Annotated in this window: 18 protein-coding genes; 12 read left to right on the forward strand and 6 right to left on the reverse strand. The window is 68.5% G+C overall.

What is annotated here, in order from left to right; all coding sequences use genetic code 11:
- Window positions 1-97 precede the first annotated feature (97 nt).
- Window positions 98-457: a hypothetical protein gene (locus JWP54_RS04655; RefSeq protein WP_297367982.1), complete on the reverse strand. Its 360-nt coding sequence runs from the start codon at window positions 455-457 to the stop codon at window positions 98-100.
- 329 nt (window positions 458-786) lie between these two features.
- Window positions 787-1083, reverse strand: coding sequence for a hypothetical protein (locus JWP54_RS04660; protein WP_297367985.1), 297 nt, complete (start codon window positions 1081-1083; stop codon window positions 787-789).
- A 185-nt stretch (window positions 1084-1268) separates the two neighbouring features.
- On the opposite strand from JWP54_RS04660, the gene JWP54_RS04665 reads away from it, so the two are divergent.
- A complete protein-coding gene (locus tag JWP54_RS04665; RefSeq protein WP_297367989.1) occupies window positions 1269-1784 on the forward strand; it encodes a hypothetical protein in 516 nt (171 codons plus the stop codon).
- A 76-nt stretch (window positions 1785-1860) separates the two neighbouring features.
- On the forward strand, window positions 1861-2268 hold the full coding sequence (locus tag JWP54_RS04670; protein WP_297367992.1) for a DUF3253 domain-containing protein: 408 nt from the start codon (window positions 1861-1863) through the stop codon (window positions 2266-2268).
- 103 nt (window positions 2269-2371) lie between these two features.
- Here the strand turns inward: JWP54_RS04670 and JWP54_RS04675 are convergent, their stop codons facing one another.
- Window positions 2372-3670, reverse strand: coding sequence for a DUF6880 family protein (locus JWP54_RS04675; protein ID WP_297367995.1), 1299 nt, complete (start codon window positions 3668-3670; stop codon window positions 2372-2374).
- Between the two features lie 35 nt (window positions 3671-3705).
- On the opposite strand from JWP54_RS04675, the gene JWP54_RS04680 reads away from it, so the two are divergent.
- The gene (locus tag JWP54_RS04680) at window positions 3706-4869 is read left to right on the forward strand and encodes a hypothetical protein (RefSeq protein ID WP_297367998.1); all 1164 of its coding nucleotides are present in this window, start codon (window positions 3706-3708) and stop codon (window positions 4867-4869) included.
- Window positions 4870-4930: 61 nt separating this feature from the next.
- On the opposite strand, the gene JWP54_RS04685 is transcribed toward JWP54_RS04680, so the two are convergent.
- Both JWP54_RS04685 and JWP54_RS04690 read right to left on the reverse strand, forming a co-directional pair.
- Window positions 4931-5419: a hypothetical protein gene (locus tag JWP54_RS04685; RefSeq protein ID WP_297368001.1), complete on the reverse strand. Its 489-nt coding sequence runs from the start codon at window positions 5417-5419 to the stop codon at window positions 4931-4933.
- Between the two features lie 347 nt (window positions 5420-5766).
- The gene (locus JWP54_RS04690) at window positions 5767-6069 is read right to left on the reverse strand and encodes a hypothetical protein (RefSeq protein WP_297368004.1); all 303 of its coding nucleotides are present in this window, start codon (window positions 6067-6069) and stop codon (window positions 5767-5769) included.
- A 247-nt stretch (window positions 6070-6316) separates the two neighbouring features.
- On the opposite strand from JWP54_RS04690, the gene JWP54_RS04695 reads away from it, so the two are divergent.
- From JWP54_RS04695 to JWP54_RS04725, 7 genes are all read left to right on the forward strand, one after another.
- Window positions 6317-7732 (forward strand): ADP-ribosylglycohydrolase family protein, encoded by a 1416-nt coding sequence (locus JWP54_RS04695; RefSeq protein ID WP_297368007.1) that lies wholly within the window; start codon window positions 6317-6319, stop codon window positions 7730-7732.
- Window positions 7733-7916: 184 nt separating this feature from the next.
- Window positions 7917-9368: a DUF3375 domain-containing protein gene (locus JWP54_RS04700; RefSeq protein WP_297368010.1), complete on the forward strand. Its 1452-nt coding sequence runs from the start codon at window positions 7917-7919 to the stop codon at window positions 9366-9368.
- The gene (locus tag JWP54_RS04705; protein ID WP_297368013.1) at window positions 9365-10117 is read left to right on the forward strand and encodes a DUF4194 domain-containing protein; all 753 of its coding nucleotides are present in this window, start codon (window positions 9365-9367) and stop codon (window positions 10115-10117) included. Before JWP54_RS04700 ends, JWP54_RS04705 begins: the two co-directional genes overlap by 4 nt.
- A complete protein-coding gene (locus JWP54_RS04710; RefSeq protein WP_297368016.1) occupies window positions 10114-13470 on the forward strand; it encodes an ATP-binding protein in 3357 nt (1118 codons plus the stop codon). Before JWP54_RS04705 ends, JWP54_RS04710 begins: the two co-directional genes overlap by 4 nt.
- Window positions 13470-14645, forward strand: a complete 1176-nt coding sequence (locus tag JWP54_RS04715) for a DUF3322 and DUF2220 domain-containing protein (RefSeq protein ID WP_297368018.1) — start codon at window positions 13470-13472, stop codon at window positions 14643-14645. The genes JWP54_RS04710 and JWP54_RS04715 overlap by 1 nt, the downstream gene beginning before the upstream one ends.
- Before the next feature lie 82 nt (window positions 14646-14727).
- On the forward strand, window positions 14728-15180 hold the full coding sequence (locus JWP54_RS04720) for a helix-turn-helix domain-containing protein (RefSeq protein WP_297368021.1): 453 nt from the start codon (window positions 14728-14730) through the stop codon (window positions 15178-15180).
- Window positions 15181-15208: 28 nt separating this feature from the next.
- Window positions 15209-15547 (forward strand): HepT-like ribonuclease domain-containing protein, encoded by a 339-nt coding sequence (locus JWP54_RS04725; RefSeq protein WP_297368024.1) that lies wholly within the window; start codon window positions 15209-15211, stop codon window positions 15545-15547.
- A gap of 131 nt (window positions 15548-15678) precedes the next feature.
- Here the strand turns inward: JWP54_RS04725 and JWP54_RS04730 are convergent, their stop codons facing one another.
- Window positions 15679-15885 (reverse strand): hypothetical protein, encoded by a 207-nt coding sequence (locus tag JWP54_RS04730; RefSeq protein ID WP_297368027.1) that lies wholly within the window; start codon window positions 15883-15885, stop codon window positions 15679-15681.
- A 159-nt stretch (window positions 15886-16044) separates the two neighbouring features.
- Between JWP54_RS04730 and JWP54_RS04735 the strand changes: the two genes are divergently transcribed.
- Both JWP54_RS04735 and JWP54_RS04740 read left to right on the forward strand, forming a co-directional pair.
- Window positions 16045-16593 carry a DUF488 family protein gene (locus tag JWP54_RS04735; protein ID WP_297368030.1) on the forward strand — a complete coding sequence of 183 codons (549 nt, stop codon included), beginning with the start codon at window positions 16045-16047 and terminating at the stop codon, window positions 16591-16593.
- Window positions 16594-16697: 104 nt separating this feature from the next.
- Entirely contained in the window at window positions 16698-16835 is a 138-nt protein-coding gene (locus tag JWP54_RS04740) for a hypothetical protein (protein ID WP_297368032.1), read from the forward strand.
- Window positions 16836-16960 lie beyond the last annotated feature (125 nt).

Raw genomic sequence — 16960 nt, forward strand, 5'->3', positions numbered from 1 at the left:
TGCGCTTCCGAAAGCGCCAGTTGACGCGTGGCCTCACTCCAGGCCGAGCCGCCTGCCGACATATGTCCCCCGAACTAGTTACTCGCGAGCATATCGGTCACAGGAAGAAGGTCAGGATGCCGATCACTAGGCAGGCGCCGAGCAGGTAGAGGGTGTTGCGCACGGTCGAGCGCAATACCGGTTGGTGCTGCTGCCGGGAAACCAGTGCCACCGGGATCGCTGCGGCGATCAAGACCAGCGCCAGGCCGACTGATCCGACGAGTGTGGCGAAGACCGCTTCGCCGTCGTTCGAGTTGGGGTCACCCGGCCACCAGCCGTTCGTGGCGCCGATGGCCTGGAACCCGAGGCCGAGGATCAACATCGGCCAGAAGGCAATAGCGAGCGCGATGAGATCGGTCACGACGACGAGCGTGACAAACAGCGGTCGCGTTTTTCGCGGGTGCCCGGTGGTCGTCACCGGCTCTGGTCCCTACCCGCGAGGACGCCGTTGATCTTCATGGGGCCAGCGTAGAACCATCCGCTGGAGGACCGGTGCGAAGGCCGGCAGTCATGCGCGCGAGTTCGCCGCCATCCCGATGGACGAGTCGGCGCCGGCCCGGTGCGTGCCGCTGGGCCTCGGATGCTGGCGCAGCTGGGGATTGCGTCGCGCGGGTGAGGCGCCGCTTCGCGGGTGGCGCGCCGGGCGCGAAGCGGCGCCTTGCCCGCGCACGGCCAGAAACGGCGCGACCGGTGCTGCGCTGCGGGCGGCGGGCTCGGCCCGCGAAGAACGGACCGAGCCCGACGACACTAGCGGCGCTTGGCGAAGATCGCGATCGCGGCTGCTGCGAGGAAGCCCAGGGCGATGACCAGGGCGGGGTGGCGCTTGTAGACGGAGGTGACGTTGTCGGCCGTCTCGGCAGCGAGCACGCGGACCGACGTGATGGCGGTATCGGCAGTGCCGTCGAGGTCGAGCTTGCGAACGGCCTCCGTTGCTGCGGCGACGGTGTCGTCGACGGCGTGGCGCGCCTGGTCGGCGAGCTCGCCGGCCTTCTTCACGGTGTCGTCAATGAGGTCGTGGGCGGGCTTGTCGGTGTTGTCAGTCATGAGAGTCCTTTGTCGAGCGGATTAGCGGTGAACGGCCTTGCGGAGCGGTTATTGCGCCCACGCGAGGGTGCGGCTCCACTTATGAGTGGTTCACGCCGGGCAATTCGTCACGGCCGAACCGATTTTTGGTGCGCACGGTCAGGCTCGGTGAGGTGGCGCGGCCGACGCCGTGTGACCATCTGTCTATGCCCGGAACCCTCGATCTGCCCGTCGCCGCTCGCGCGACCGCTTTCAACGGCCCCTCGAGGTGGCTGCGCCGCCCGGTGCGGATGGTGCGCTACGACGCCTGCTGGCCGGATGGCCGCGTGGAGTTCAATGTGAGCGTGCCGAAGGCGATGTACCGGGGCTGGCCGGCGGACTTCGCTCCGGTCAGTGACAGCGTGCACGCGCACTGCCCGGAAGTCGGAACGGGCCAGTGGGTGAACGAACGAGGCCAGGTGATTGAGGGACCTGCGTTGCAGGACCCGAACCCGCCGCTTCGGGGGCTACCGCGGCAGCATGGGGCGACGCGACGCGAGCTCACCCCGAAGGCCCGGCTGGCCTGGCGCCTTGGCGGTGGAGCCGCTCTGATCGGCCTCGGCATCCTGCTTCTTGCCGGGCCGGCGGGCGACGGGGTCGGCGGCCCGACCGGAGCGGTGTGCTGCCTGAGCGGAGCCGCGGTGCTGGCCGGCTTGGTTCCGAAGAGCCGTCGACGCTGGTGAGCCGCACCACCCGATGAAGGCGCGCCATCCGCCGTTGTCGTGGCGCGCATCCGTGTGATCGCGCAGGATAGAAGGCATGGCACACCGTCACCCGGCAACCCCCGATCCTGATGTCCGTGACCGGGCGGACAAGACCTGCGCCTCGTGCGGTCGACGGATCGAGTGGCGCGCGAAGTGGGCCGGCAACTGGGATGCGGTGACGTACTGCTCGGGCGCCTGCCGCGCCCATGGCGTGAACCAGACCGACCTGCAGCTCGAGGAGACCATCGCAACGCTGCTCAGCAAGCGGGCCCAGGATGCCACGATCTGCCCGTCCGATGCGGCGCGAGCGATCGGCGACGAGAACTGGCGTGACCTGATGGAACCGGCCCGCCGGGCCGCGCGCCGGATGGTCGCCCGCGGCGACCTGGAGATCACGCAGGGCGGCTCGGTGGTCGACCCGTCAACCGCGAAGGGGCCGATCCGGTTGCGGCGGCCGAGGTAATCGAGCGACGGGCGTAGAAAAGGACAACGGCCGGAAATAAGGATCACCGTTGCTGATTCCGTCCTTTTCTCGTCACTTATTCCTTAGAACGCGAGGCGCCACGCTAAAACCCGGCGCGGTCGAACGCTTGGATCAGGGTGGGCCGGCGTCGGTTCTGTTCCCTCAGTTCCGCGACGATGAGCGGGAACTGGTCCGCGGCATCCGTCGCCGTCAATGCCCGGCGCAGCTGCTTCAGGCGGCCGACCGCGGACATGTAGTTTTGGGGTTTCGAGACTTCCAAGTCGGCGCGGACGAGCCAGATGAGCGCCGGGACGACCGCTGCCGGATCGGTTTTCTCCCGTGCGGCCACGAGCGTGGTCCAGATAGTCATATCCGTCGTGAGCCGTTCCGCGGCCTCCCAGGCACGTTCGACGAGTCCTCGGCCGAGTAGCGTGGTGATCAACTCGCTCGGATGTTGCGTCTCGAGTTTCGCGTAGACCGACTCGGCGAGCGAGCTCCACGCCACGGTGCTGTTCTTCTGGTCTGTTGCCTGGGCGAGTGCCAGCGCGTTCTTCGCCGTCGGCCAGCGGTCGAAGACGATGTGCCGGGCGGCGAGTTCGGCGTCATGCGACCCCTCGTCATGCAGGAGCTCGCACCAGTAGCGGCCGGCACGCTCGGCGTGCCAGCTACCTTCGAGTAGGGTGGCGCGTTCGGCGAAAGCGATGGCCCGGTCGACGGCGCCGACCTCGACCAGGGCCCTGGCCACATCGTGCAGGCGGTACGAGCGGGTCAGCTCGCCGAAGACGGCGATGACCTCGTCGGGGTCACCGGCCGCGACCGCCGTCCGCTCCCGGTAGCGGTCGATCAGCGAACGGGTCGAGTCCCACTCCTTGATCTGCGGGGGAAGCGCCGCCTCGACTGCGTCCAGCCGTTCGCGCAGCAGGGCCAGGCCGGGTGAGCCCAGCGCATCCGCGTATTCCGCGATGTCGGGTGTGAAGTAGTCCTGCGAGCCGTCGAAGCCGAAGTCGATGAGCCACGTCACGAGCACGGCCGGCTTCGGCGGCGCGGCCTTGCACAGCTCGGCGTGCAGCTCGAGTAGTGCATCTGCCAGGCCGCCGATCTCGCCGTTGGAGTCGTCGGCACGCACCGCCACCTTCACGACAATGGCAAGTGCCTTCTCGGTTGTGGGGATAAGGGCGGCGCTGCCCCAGGTTTTCGCCGCGCCACGTAGCTCGTGCACTCCACCAAAGGCCTGGTCGACGTACTCGGAGACAGCGCTCCACCGCACCAGGTCGCGCCGGGTGCGGAAAGTCGCCAGGATGCGGGTACGCGTCTGGGCGAGCGTCTCGGTCGCGTCCTCGGTCGGCGTGGTGACGGATCCCGAGCCGGGAGTCTCGGATTGTTCGGTGTGTGCCGGGCGCATGGGAGACAGTCTTACAGGACCACTAGGTTTGGGGCATGTCCTCACCCACTGAAGTGGGAACGCCGGCCGCTGCCGTGCCCGTTGTCGTCACGATCTCGCATCAGCCGGACCGGGTGAGCCAGAAGTCGATGGCGGCGCGCATCCTGCGCGACCACCTGGGCGTGGCGGGCCGGCGCAGCGTGGTGCGGGTGGTTCCCCTGCTACGCGCCTTCGACGTGGCCGGGATCGAGTACGTGGCCGCGGGCAACCTCCGAGTGGTCGTGAGCGGGCCGCAGAAGGTTGCCTTCGAGGTGTTCCTGCACGGCCTGTGGGCCAAGCCGGAAGCCTCCTGGTGCTTTGCGCCGCTCCGCTCGGCGGAAGCGGATGATGCCGACAGCCTCTCGGCCGCCACGACCGCATTGGCCGCCCAGCTCGGCCGCAACCTCGGCGCGCCGGCCGCCGGCGACGATACCGACCTGGAGTTCCTCGCCGCCCGGTTGGCCAAGGATCTCGCCGACGTCTCGCGCAACGCGGTGGCTGACCTGCGGGAGACCCGGTACAGCCTCGAACTGGAACTGGCCGAGACCAGCACCCGGTCCACCGCCCAGGGGTCTCAGGCATCCGTGGTGTCCGCGCTGCTGCAACTCGGCATCATCCTCGGCCGGGTCGCCGACAGCAACCGGGAGACCGTGCGCGAGGGACTCTGGGTGCACCTGACCGACCGGGCGGCGTACCACTCGCACCGGGTGCTGCAGGACCCCGCCATCATCACCGTGTTCGAACCGGCCACCGCGCTCACCCGGTCCGGGATGCGCCTGCACGACGCGGCGATCCGGCAGTGCATGGAGCTCGGCCGGCAGGTGGACGCGGAGTCCGTGGCGGTGCATGCGCTGCTGTCGGCCGCCGCGTCGGTGTCGAGCTCATGCGAAGCGGATGCGCAGTCCAGCTTCAACACCCTGGCGGCGGTCGCGTCGCTCGGACTGGGCATCCCGGCGCTGGTGCTCGCGCTGTACGGGGCCGACCGGCTGCTGCCGCTGGACACCCTGCCGCGGCAACTCGCGTTCCTGCCCGTGGCCGCCGGACTCGTGTTCGCGACAGTTCTGGCCATGCGGCGCTCGCCGCGGGGCGAGCACCGTCGGGTGTGGATAGTGGGAGCTGCGGCGACGCTGACCGCGCTGCTGGGGCTACTCGTGGTCGCGGGAATCATCGCGCCGTCATGACGGAGGGCGCACATTGGTCGGATGCGCGCCCCGGAGATGATGCCAGCGGCTGCGGCGATATCTAAGCTGCCGGTGTCGGTGTGAACTCGTCCACGGTGAAGCCCCACGAGCGCAGCGCCATGACGGACTCGTCATCCAGTGCGCTGCGCTCCGCCAACCGCACGATGCCGATGCGCACCGAGAGCGACTCGGCGCATTCGTCGAGGTCGGCGCCGGAGAGGTGCCATGGCGATCTGATGACCCGGCGTCCGTCGGCGACCGTGATCAGGCCGGCCCGCTCGAGGTGGGCGATCAAAGCGTCGTCACCCACGCTGGCAGCCAGGAGCGCCACCACCGAACGGGCGACGATCTGTGGGTCGTCGCTGTCGATGACAAGACTTTCCGGGCCCGCTCCGTCATCGTTGTGACCGCCGGGCGCGGTAAGCCAGTACGGCCCGTTGCTGCCGCCCTCGACAAGCTGGGCGGTTCCCCACACGCGCCAGAGCGGATCATGGAAGGCGCCGACCCCACTCGGCCCGACCAAAACGAAGGCCGTTGTTCCCTTGGACATGTGCATCCCCCTAATAGCGACATCTCGCGATGATCCGGACACTAGTGGGTGTGCCTGCGCATTGCCGGTGGATAGGGGCGTTGACCACAAGTTTCCCTGCTTTGGGGGTGTCTGACCGTCGGTTTCACGCGGTGTCGACCCTGCGCGCCCGTCACGCGGGTCAGGCGCCGCTACGCGGGTGGCGCGCTGCCCGCGAAGTGGCGCGCGGCCCGCGGAAGGCGAAAAGCCGGCGCGGGAGGAGCTCAGGCGCGGCGCTTTCCGCACCGGACCACCCGCGCCGGGCCACCCGCGCGGGTGTCAGCGCTCGCGTCGAGGTGGGGCAATTGGGCGGGTGGTGCGCGGCGGGCTCAGCGGCGCCTGGTGATGAGGGTCGCGACGGTGGCGATCACGGCGAGCGCGAGTGAACCGAAGGCGAGCGCCCGGGCGGGGTTGCTCTTGTAGGCGGCGGAGACCTTGTCGAGGGTGTCGACGGCGTACTCACGCGCCGCTGCAAGGGCGGCTGCGGTGTTGTCGTCCAGGTCGCTGATGACGGCCTTGGCGTCGGCGACGGTGTCGTCGAGCACGGTGCGGGCCTGGCCGGCCAGGTCGGTGGCCTTGGTGACGGTGTCCTCAACGAGGTCGTGGACGTTCTGCGCGGTGTTGTCAGACATGCGGTTCCTTTCGACGGGACGAGGAGGCCGGACCGAATGTCGGCCTCCACGAGTTCTTCGCGGTGGGGGCCACAGTACCGGTGCGAGGAACGCGCCTGACTACTGTGACCGAAGGAACCGGAAAATTGCCACGACGTTGCCCTTTTGTTACGCCGTCCGCGGCTCCCGGTCGGTCCAGAGCATGGTGGTGGTCGGGGCCTGTGCCGCGATACGGTCGAAGAGATCGGTTCGACCACGAGGGGTTGGCATGACACTCACCACCGCACAGACCGACCGGGCCGCCGGCGTACTTCTCGGCATGGCCTGCGGCGACGCTCTCGGCGCCGGCTACGAATTCGGCCCGCCCCTGCCGGAGGGCACCGTGGTCACCATGGTGGGCGGCGGCCAGTTCGACTGGGCCCCCGGCGAGTGGACCGACGACACCTCGATGGCCGTGCCGATCGCCCGGGCCATCGCCGCCGGCCGGGACCTGGCCGATGACCGGGTGCTCGATGACATCGTCGCCGAGTGGGTGGAGTGGGCGCGCACCGCCCCCGATGTGGGCATCCAGCTGCGCGCCGTGCTCGGCGGCGCCGTGCCCACCGCCGCGGGCGTTAGGGCGGCCGCTCGGGCGCATCACGACCGCAACGGCCGTAGCGCCGGCAACGGGTCGCTGATGCGGACGGCGCCGGTGGCGCTGGCGTACCTCGACGACCCGGCCGGGCTCGCGGCGACGGCCCGGGCGATCAGCGATCTCACCCACGTGGAAGCGGATGCCGGGGACGCCTGTGTGCTGTGGTGCCTGGCGATCCGGCACGCGGTGCTGGCGGGGAAGCTGGATGTGCGGGTGGGCCTGGACGCGTTGCCGGGGGAGCGCCGGGAGCGGTGGGCCGGTCTGATGGCCGAGGCGGAGCTGCATCCGCCGGCGCACTTCGAGCAGAACGGCGGGGTGGTGCAGGCGTTGCAAGCGGCGTGGTCGGCGATCAGCTCCGCGCCGGCGACGGATGGGACGCAGTTGCGGATGGCGCTCGAGGGCGCGGTTCGGGGCGGCTGGGACACGGACACCGTGGCGGCGATTGCCGGCGGGCTGGTGGGTGCCCGGTGGGGTGCGTCGGCGGTGCCGGCGGAGTGGCTGCAGATTGTGCACGGGTGGCCGGGGCTGCGTGGAGCAGACTTGGTGACGTTGGGTATCGAGGGTGCTCGCGCCGGACAGAACACGGCGGGGAGCGAGGACGCGGCTCCCGGGGGCCTGGCGGCGGCCATTGCGCTGGCGACCGCGGCGCATGCGGGGCAGACGGACAAGCTGGGGATCGACTACATCCAGCATCCGCTCGGCGTGATGGCGAAGGTGCACGGCCGCGACGAGAAGATCGTGGCAGTGCTGCACGACGTGGTGGAAGACACCGACGTCACGCTCGACGACCTACGGGCGCAGGGTTTCGCGGAACACCTCGTGCGCGCAGTGGATGCCGTGACGAAGCGAAAAGGGGAACCGCTCGCCGAGTCGATGGCCCGGGTGGCCGCCGACCCGTTGGCGATGACCGTGAAGTTCGCCGACCTCGCGCACAACGCGAACCCGGAGCGGCAGGCCGAACTGCCGCCGGAGACCCGCGCGCGCCTGACGGCCAAGTACCAGGAGTCGGCGCGGCTGCTGGGGACGACGCTGGGGGAGATCCTCCACTGACCCGCCCAGGACCCATCGTGGAGGCCGAGCGGTCAATTCCCTGCGGCGAGTTGAGGCCGCCACACACGACACCACCGGCCGCGACACAGGGGTGGGGATCCCTCATGTCGCAGTAATGCTGCATGATGTCAGCGGGGGCTTGGTTTCTCGTTTCCTCCCGACGCTACCGAAGGAGATTCGCCGCGTGTCCGCACTCAGCCAGACACATGCGCTTCGGCACCTGCTCGAATCGGATGCGACCTGGCAACTCTTGCGGGCGGACAACGCGCCGGTGATTGCGGCCCTGCTCAACGAACATCTCGGCGGGGAGGACCGGCGGTTGCCCACCGACGAGCTGCACGAACGCATCGATCATGATCTGGAGGGACTGCGCGCACACGGGCTCAGCCTGCCGCTGAACGGTCAGGGCTATTGTGCCCAATGGCGAAAATCCGGGTTCCTCACCCGGCGGCCCGCCGATGCGGCCCGCGGTGAAACCTTCGAACTCTCGCCGGGAGCTTTAGGCGCGATCCGATTCCTGGAGCAGCTGGCTGCGCCCCGGCAGACCGTGACCGAATCCCGGTTGGCGAGCATCGGCGCTCAACTGGGCCAGCTGGCGATGGAGACCGACCCGGATGCCACCCGGCGCCTTCAGCAGTTGCACGCCGAGCGGGACCGCATCGACGCGCAGATCGAACGCATCCAGTCCGGCGACCTGGACACCCTCGACGATGCCCGCGCGCTCGAACGGATTCGGGACATCCTCTCCCAAGCCGAGGAGATCCCGTCGGACTTCGCCCGGGTGCGCGCCGAGTTCGAACGGCTGAACCGCGACCTCCGAGCCCGCATCGTCGAATCCGACGACAGCCAACGCACGGTGCTCGACGAGGTGTTCCGCGGCGTCGACCTCATCGGCGAGTCCGACGAGGGCCGCAGCTTCGCCGGGTTCTCCGCTCTCGTACTTGACCCCGCTGTCGGCAGCGCCTTTGACGATGACATCGCCCGGGTGCTCGACCGTGATTTCGCCGGAGAGCTCACTCCGGCCCAACGGCGCTATTTGCGCCGATTCATCGGCACCCTCAAAGACCACAGCGGCGAGATCCACGAGGTCATCACCGCGTTCGCCCGCGGGCTCCGCCGGTACGTGCAGTCGCAGGACTACCAGCGCGACCGGGTGCTGCGTGGCCTGTTGCGTACCGCGCTGGCCGCCGGCGTCGAGGCATCCGGGCACACGAAACCCTATCAGCCCACCACCCTGCACCTCGAGCTATCGGCAGTGGCACTCGGCAGTGTGGGAGCCATCCGGCTGCACGACCCTGCGGACCTCGACGCGAGCGCACCGATTGTGGAGCACGTGGCGGGCGTCGCGGACCTCGAAGCGCTCCGCGCCCTGGCCCGCGCCACCGAGATCGACTTTGCCGAGCTCACCGAGAACGTGAATGCCGTTTTGGCCGAGGTGGAGCAGTGCACCGTGGGCGACGTGCTCGAGCGGCATCCGGCCAGCCAGGGTGTGGCGAGCGTAGTGGGGTTGCTCACCCTCGCCGCGAACCAGGGCACCACTCTCGACGGCAGCGAGACCGTGCGCTGGCAGGGCGCCGACCTCGTGACCCGGGCCGCCGACATTCCCATCTACCGTTTCACGGGGAGACTATTGTGACCGACTTCACTCGCGCGACCGCCGGCGAACTCCGCTACGGCTCCGACGTCAGCTCCGATCCGGATGCGGCGTCGAGCTTGGCGCTCTGGCCCGGTGACACCGGCGTGATCGGCGAACAGGCGCGGCGGGCGTTGCTCGAACTGATCAAGGGCCCCTACCTCTCCGGGGTGAACGCGCCGGCGCTGTGGTCGGCGCTGCTCAGCGACGAGGCAGGCATCCGCTCGCGCCTGCATGAGCTGTTTCTTGAGCTGGTCATAGACCGCGTGGGAGAGTTCGCATTCGTGCGCAATGTGAGCACGACCGAGCTCAAAGTGCCCAGTGCCGTGCGCACCGCGGCCCTCACCTTTCTCGACACCGCCATGCTGCTCGTGCTGCGGCAGATGCTGCTGGCCGGGGAGGGCGACGGCCGGGTGATCGTGGGGCAGGAAGAGGTCTTCGAGCAGCTGCGGGTGTACCGCACCGAGGACCGGGACGAGAGCGACTTCAACAAACGGTTGAACTCCACCTGGCTCAAGATGAAGAACACCCTGCGCGTGATCCACCAGGCCGGCGCCGAGGACCGTGCCGAGATTTCACCGGTGCTCAGACTGATCGTGGGTGCCGAGCAGATCGCGGCCCTCGGCGGGGAGTACCGACGCATCGCCGAGAGACGCCCGGCGCACCCCTCGGATGTCGGTGGTGTCGACGATGCTGAGGTCGACGATGTGGATGGCGCCGCGCTCGACCCGACCGAGGAGATGACCCCATGACGATGTTGGAGATGCCTGGACTCGACACCATGCCGGGCTCCGCAGACCAGGCGACCAGCCCCGGCCCGATTCATGTGGGCCAGTGGCGGCTGGCCCGGGTGGAGTTGCTCAACTGGGGCACCTTCGGCGGGCACCATCGGATTGACGTGGCCCGCAAGGGGCACCTGTTCACCGGCGCCTCCGGCTCGGGCAAATCCTCGCTGCTTGACGCGATCGGCACGGTTCTCACCCCCGACAAGTGGCTGCGCTTCAACGCGGCCGCGCAGGACTCGACCAGCCGCAACGACGACCGCACGCTGGTGAGCTACGTGCGCGGCGCGTGGAGCAAGGAGGCCGACGAGAGCCTCGACCGGGCGGTGAGCGCCTACGTGCGCAAGACCGCCACCTGGAGCGGAATTCTGCTGCGGTTCGAGAACGAAAGGGACGCCCCGGTCACGCTGGCCCGCTTATTCCATCTGCGCGGTTCCAGCGTCGACAAGACCGACCTCAAGGACGCCTGTTTTGTCGACCGGGTCGACGTGAGCCTGCTCGATTTTCAAGAGCACGTCGCATCCGGTATCGAAATGCGCCGCATCAAGAGCGCCTGGCCCGATGCTGTCGTGACGAGCACCGGAACGCACGCCCCCTTCTACGCCAAGCTGCGGCGCCTGCTGGGCATTACCAGTCAGAACGCACTGCATCTGCTACACAAGACCCAGTCGGCGAAGAACCTCGGCAGCCTCGATCAGCTGTTCCGCGATTTCATGCTCGACGAACCGGCCACTTTTGCCCGGGCGAAAAACGCCGTGGAACAGTTCGGCGAACTCAACCAGGCCCATCAGCATGTGGTTGAGCTGCGCAAGCAGGCAGACCATCTCACGCAGCTCGAGAAGTCGATCCTGGCCTACGAAGCCGCGGCGGCGACGACTGCGGAGGCCGAACGGCTCAGCGCGCTGATCGAGCCGTTCCAAACTCAACTGACGCTGCGCCTTGCCGCCGATGAGCGCGGCGTGCTGCTGGCGCAGCAGGCGCGGGCTACCGAGGCATCCCGACGAGCGGATGCCGCACGCGACGATGCCGACGAGATGTTGCGCGCCGCCGAGCGGCGGTCGCTGCAGCTCGGCGGCAATGACGCGGCGCAAGCGCAGGAACGCGTCGCCGACGCCGTCGCATCCGGCGACCGCATCGCCAAGCACTATGCCCGGTTTGCCGACGAGCTGAAGGGTGTGGGTGTCGACCCGGCACCGCAGAGTGGCGAAGAGTTCGTCGAATTTCAGGAGTCGTCGCGGCGGGTGCTCACGGAGTCGGCGCTGGAGCCTGCACACGACCATGATGACAATCAGCAGTACTTCACCGCGGGCAAGGAACTCGGTTCTATCGACCGGGAACTGACCGAGCTACGCACGCGCCGGAGCAACCTGCCGGCCGCGCTCCTGCTCGCCCGGAAAGATCTGGCCGAAGAGCTCGGGGTGAAAGAGACGGCGCTGCCCTTCGCCGGTGAACTTATCGAGGTGCTGCCGGAGTTCGCCGACTGGACCGGCGCCATCGAACGCGTGCTCTTCCCCCTCGCCAGCGCGCTGCTGGTGCGCGACGACTACCTGCACGAGGTGCGCCGACGGGTGGAGTCCCGCAACCTCGGCACTCGACTGGTCTTCGAGGCCGTGCCGGCCATCGCCGACCCACCCCGGGCCGCCCGCACCGGTAACTCGCTGCTGCACCGCATCCGGTACAGCGACGGGCCATTCCACGACTGGTTGGTCGCCCGCACGGCCGCCGAGTTCGACGTGGCCTGCGTCGAGCACCCCGATGACCTCGACCGGGTCGACCGCGGGGTAACCATCGGCGGGCAGATCAAGAAATCCGCGCGCCGATACGAAAAGAACGACCGACACCGCATCGATGATCGCTCCCAATGGATTCTGGGCGCCGATAACGAAGCCAAGACCGAGCTGTTGCTCGAACGCCGCCGCGCGGCAGAGCGGCGCCAACAGGAGGCCGGCGCGCGCCTGACCCGGGCGCAATCCGAACGCGACGCCGCCACCAAGAGGCGCACAGTGTTCGAGCGGGCGCTGATCCAGGACTGGACCGAACTCGACCGGGCCGCGGCCGACGAACTGGTGCGGGTGCGCCGCCGGCAACTGCAGGCCCTGACTACCGACAACGTGGAACTCCAACACGCGCTCGGAGCAGAGAACCAGGCCCGCGACCTTGTCCGCGAGGCTGAGGCCGAAGCACGCACGAAGGCGCTGGATCTCAACCAGGGCGCGGTCACCTTGCGCGAGGTGACCGAGCTCATCCGCGACCTTGAGGGCAGGCAGCAGGATGCGCCGCTGCGGGAGATCGACGCCGCCCGACTGGAGAACCGGTACCGGTCGGTGCTGCGCAAGATCGACCGCCGCAATATCGGCGACATCGGCCGCAGGGTCAGTGAGGCGCTGTACAAGGAGGCGAGCGTTGCCCAGGCCATGCTGCGCCGGGCCGAATCGGAATACGTCGCCGGGGCCAGCGTGTTCAAGACGACCTGGTCCGCGGCGTCGGCGGACCTGACCACGTCTATTGACGACCGCGCCGGTTACAGTGAGCTGCTCGCGGGCATCGTGGAGCGTGGCCTCCCCGAGCACGAGAGCAATTTCCTCAAACTGCTGCGGGACAAGTCCCGTGACCTGATCGGGCACCTGGCGTCGGACATCCGTGACGCCCCCAAACTCGTGGCCGACCGCATCGAACCGGTCAATTTCTCGCTCGGCCGGTCGCGCTTCGACGTGGAGCGATACCTGCGTATAGACGTGAAGATTCGGCGCGCCCCCGAGGTGCTGCAGTTCATGGCCGACCTCAAGACCGTGGTCGACGGCGCCTGGGGCGAAGACACCCTCGCCGCCGCCGAACAGCGCTTCGCGGTGCTCAATCGACTGATGCAGCGCCTCGCGTCCACCGACCACGCGGATGTTGCCTGGCGGCTCCGTTGCCTCGACACCCGCCTGCACGTCACGTTCATGGCCAGCGAGATCGACCTGGCCGGCCGGGTGATGAACGTACACGACTCCAGCGCCGGGCTCTCCGGCGGGCAGCGCCAGAAGCTCGTGATCTTCTGCCTGGCCGCCGCGCTGCGCTACCAGCTTGCGGCTGACGAAGACGACCTGCCGTCGTACGCCACCATCATCCTGGACGAGGCATTCGACAAGGCCGACAGCCGGTACACCCGCATGGCGATGGACGTATTCGTGGAGTTCGGCTTCCACATGATTCTGGCCACGCCGGAGAAACTGCTGCAAACGATCGAACCGTACGTGGGCGGCCTCACGTCGATCACCAATACCACCCGGCGGGACTCGCGCACGGCCGCGGTGGTCTACCGCGACGAGGCGAACCCCTGATGGTCGCTGCCCGCGGGATGGTGACCGTCGCCGACGCCCGGGCGCGCGCCTTGAAGCGGGTGCTGGCCGACCAACGCGAGTGGGCCGCCGCCGGCGGTGAGGATGCCCGGCTGGAGATCGTGCTGCACCCGCCCACCGAGCGGGCTGCGCTCGCCGACCAGGCGGGAGCGGTCGCGTGGGTGCGCGCCTGGCAGATGGCTGACGACGCCGCTGCCGCGGTCGAGGTGACCTGGGGCGGTCGGCAATGGGCGCGGGTCGGCGCGCAGTCCGTGCCCGAACGGTGCCTGCTCCGGGGAGCGGACGCGATCGCAGCCTTCGCCGGCGCTGCGACCGGGCGCGCCTGGCGGGTGCTGCGCGACCGTGCTGCACAGGTGCGCAGTGCCTTCATCGATCGGACGGCATCCGCCGGCGCCCTCGCCGCCGCTGTGCGCACGCACGGCCGCACCCTCCAGCAGCTAACCGAGGCCGACTTTGCCACGTTGCTGTTGGTGGTCGAGTGGCTCGCCGAGCATCCCTCGTCCGGTTGGCGGATTCGGCAGCTGCCGATCCGCGGGATCGATACGAAATGGCTCGAGGGTCACCGCGCCATCGTGGAGAGTCTGCACGCCGCGGTCACCGGGCGGTACTCGCTCGGGCTCCTCGATGCGCCCAATCTCGTGCGGGTGTGCTTTCTCGACCCGACGCTGCGGCCCGGAGGATTGCGGGACGTGCTGGCCCCGGTGGAGGAGCTGGCAGCGTTCGACCTCACCCCCCGGGTGGTGTTCGTGTTCGAGAATCTCGAGACCATGTTTTCGATGCCCGACCTGCCCGGTGCCGTCGTCGTGCATGGGAGCGGCTACGGCGTGAACCGGCTCGCGCTGATTCCGTGGATCAAGCATGGTCGGGTGGTCTACTGGGGTGACCTGGACTCGGACGGCTTCTCGATCCTCCACACCCTGAGGTCGGGCTGCGAGAACGTCACCAGCGTGCTCATGGACGAAGGCACCCTGCTGGCCTACCGTGACCTGTGGGTGCCGGAGCCCAAGGCCGCCGGCGGCACGTATCCGACCCTGACCGCGGGCGAACAGCGCGCGCTCGACCGCATCCGCGCGGAGGGAAACGTTCGGCTTGAACAGGAGCGGATCGACTGGTCTTCCGCCTTGGCGCGGCTGGTGGTTGCCGGGTTCCCAGGCTGAAGCGCTCCGAGTTCGGCGCCGTCGTGCGACCGGACCAGCCCGCAATCGCACCCCTCCTATAGTGCAGAGCTATAATTTCGGCATGAGCACGTCAACCCGCATTCTCGAAGCGCGTGCGCGGGCCGGCCTCTCGCAGAGCCAGCTGGCCGCGCGGGCGGGGGTTCCGCAGCCCAATCTCTCTGCCTACGAGGCCGGCCGCGTGCAGCCTCGCCCCGAGACACTCGCGCGCATTCTGGCCGCCACCGCTGAGCGGCCATCCGTCGTGTTGCGGCGCGAGCGGGACCGTGTGCTCGAGCTGGCCGGCCATCGCCGGGCAGGCGCTGTACGGGTCTTCGGCAGTATCGCCCGGGGCGCGGATACGGTCGGCAGCGACGTCGACCTGCTCGTCACCTTCGCCCCCGACGCCTCACTTCTCGATGCCGCCGGTCTCGTGCTCGACCTCGAAACTCTACTCGGGGTGCACGTCGACCTGATGAGCGACCGTGCCGAGGGAGCGATCCGGGACCGAGCCGTCGCCGAGGCGGTGCCGCTATGAGCGATCACGACCGCCGAGGTGAGGCGCGGTGACCCACGAATTCGACCGAACGGACGCGCTGTTGTCCGACATCCGTGATCTGGTTCGGCACGCCACCCTCATCACAGCTCGTGGGCGTGAGACGTTCTTCGACCGGTCCGATCGCACTCAGCAGCTGGCGGCGAAAGCCATTGTGATTGACCTACAGACGGCGGTCGACAGGTTGCCGCAGGGATATCGGGACCAGCATCCCGATGTCGCGTGGACCGAGCTGCGAGCCATGCGCAATTATCTCGCGCACGACTATGCAAACACCGACTACCAGATTGTCTGGAATGCCCTGGTGGTGGACTTTCCGCGGCTGCTCGTGCAGCTCGGCATAGCCTAGCGGGACCGTTGACCGCATTGTCGCCGGCCCGATGAGCGGCGTCGCCGCAGCCCCGAAACAAGGACATAGTGCGTCTTGAAGGATGGAATTGCGCCCGGGATCCTCATTTGCGACCGATGTCCTTACGGCGCTCAGTCGTAGATGCCCTTGGTGATCTTCTTCGCGTTCTTCTTGCTGATTTTCTGCAGCCGTTTGCGGTCCTTCTTCGCCTCCGGGTGCTCCCACGCCGCCCGGGCGCTGCGGATGATCTGACCGGTGCGCAACCGGTCGGTGTTGGCGCCGAGGATGTAGAGGCCGACGGCGATGGCGATGGCGAGGAGGAGCCGGGGAATGGTCATGGCGACCTGCTTTCTGGTGGCGGAGAAGGCGGTGCGGTCCGAGTGCGGTGTGCCGGTAGCCGGGCGGGGCCACCGTCGCGACGCGAGTGTATCGCCGTCTCCGCGAGCCGGCTCGAAACTCGTGCAGCCCGTGCGGTGGCGGCTGGGTAACGTGGGTGCATGGACGGTCTCACGATCTACACGGTTGGCCATTCCACGCATCCGCTCGAGGAATTTCTCGCGTTGCTGACCGCCCACGGGGTGAAGAATCTGGTGGACGTGCGCACGATCGCCAAGTCCGGCCACAACCCGCAGTTCATGGAGGAGGCTCTGGCTGCGGGCCTGCGCGCTGAGTGCCTGACCTATCGGCGGGCGACGGACCTCGGCGGCCTGCGGCACGTGCAGAAGGACAGCCCCAATGGCGGCTGGCGCAACAAGTCCTTCCAGGGCTATGCCGATTACATGCAGACCACTGACTTCGCCGACGCCGTGACCGACCTGCTGCAACACGCCCAGGGCAACGACGTGGCGATCATGTGCGCCGAAGCGGTGCCCTGGCGCTGCCACCGGTCACTGATCGGCGACGCCTTGGTGCTGCGGGGTGTCACCGTGCTGGACATCATGACGGCGAAGAAGGCCACCCCTCATGTGCTCACCTCCTTCGCCCGGGTGGAGGGCACCACCATCACCTATCCGCCGGAACCTGCCGACGAGCAGAGCCCTGCGTAGCGCGACAGGCAGCTGAGTTGGCCGGCGGGCGTTCGTGGCGGGCTTCGACCGTCTGCACGTACCGAACCAGCGTCGCGCGGTGGCGGTGCCCCTAGGCTGCCCGTATGGGGACCCTGAACATTCGCTATCGCGTCGCTGCCGTACTGATGATCGCGCACGGGGCGCTGATGGAACTCGGGGTGTGTCTCGCCCTGATCCCGCTGCTGGCGCGCAGGGTGGACCTGAGCACGGTCGGGCAGTGATCATCGGGGCGATCGGGGTGCTCCGCAACCGGCTCTGGGGCCTGGCGCTGTCGGTGATCAACTGTGTCGTGGCAATGGTGCTGATGGTCTTCATGCTGCCCGCCGGTATCGTCGACGGGCTGCTG

It is taken from the genome of Cryobacterium sp. (assembly GCF_025463825.1).
Classification (GTDB): Bacteria; Actinomycetota; Actinomycetes; order Actinomycetales; family Microbacteriaceae; genus Cryobacterium.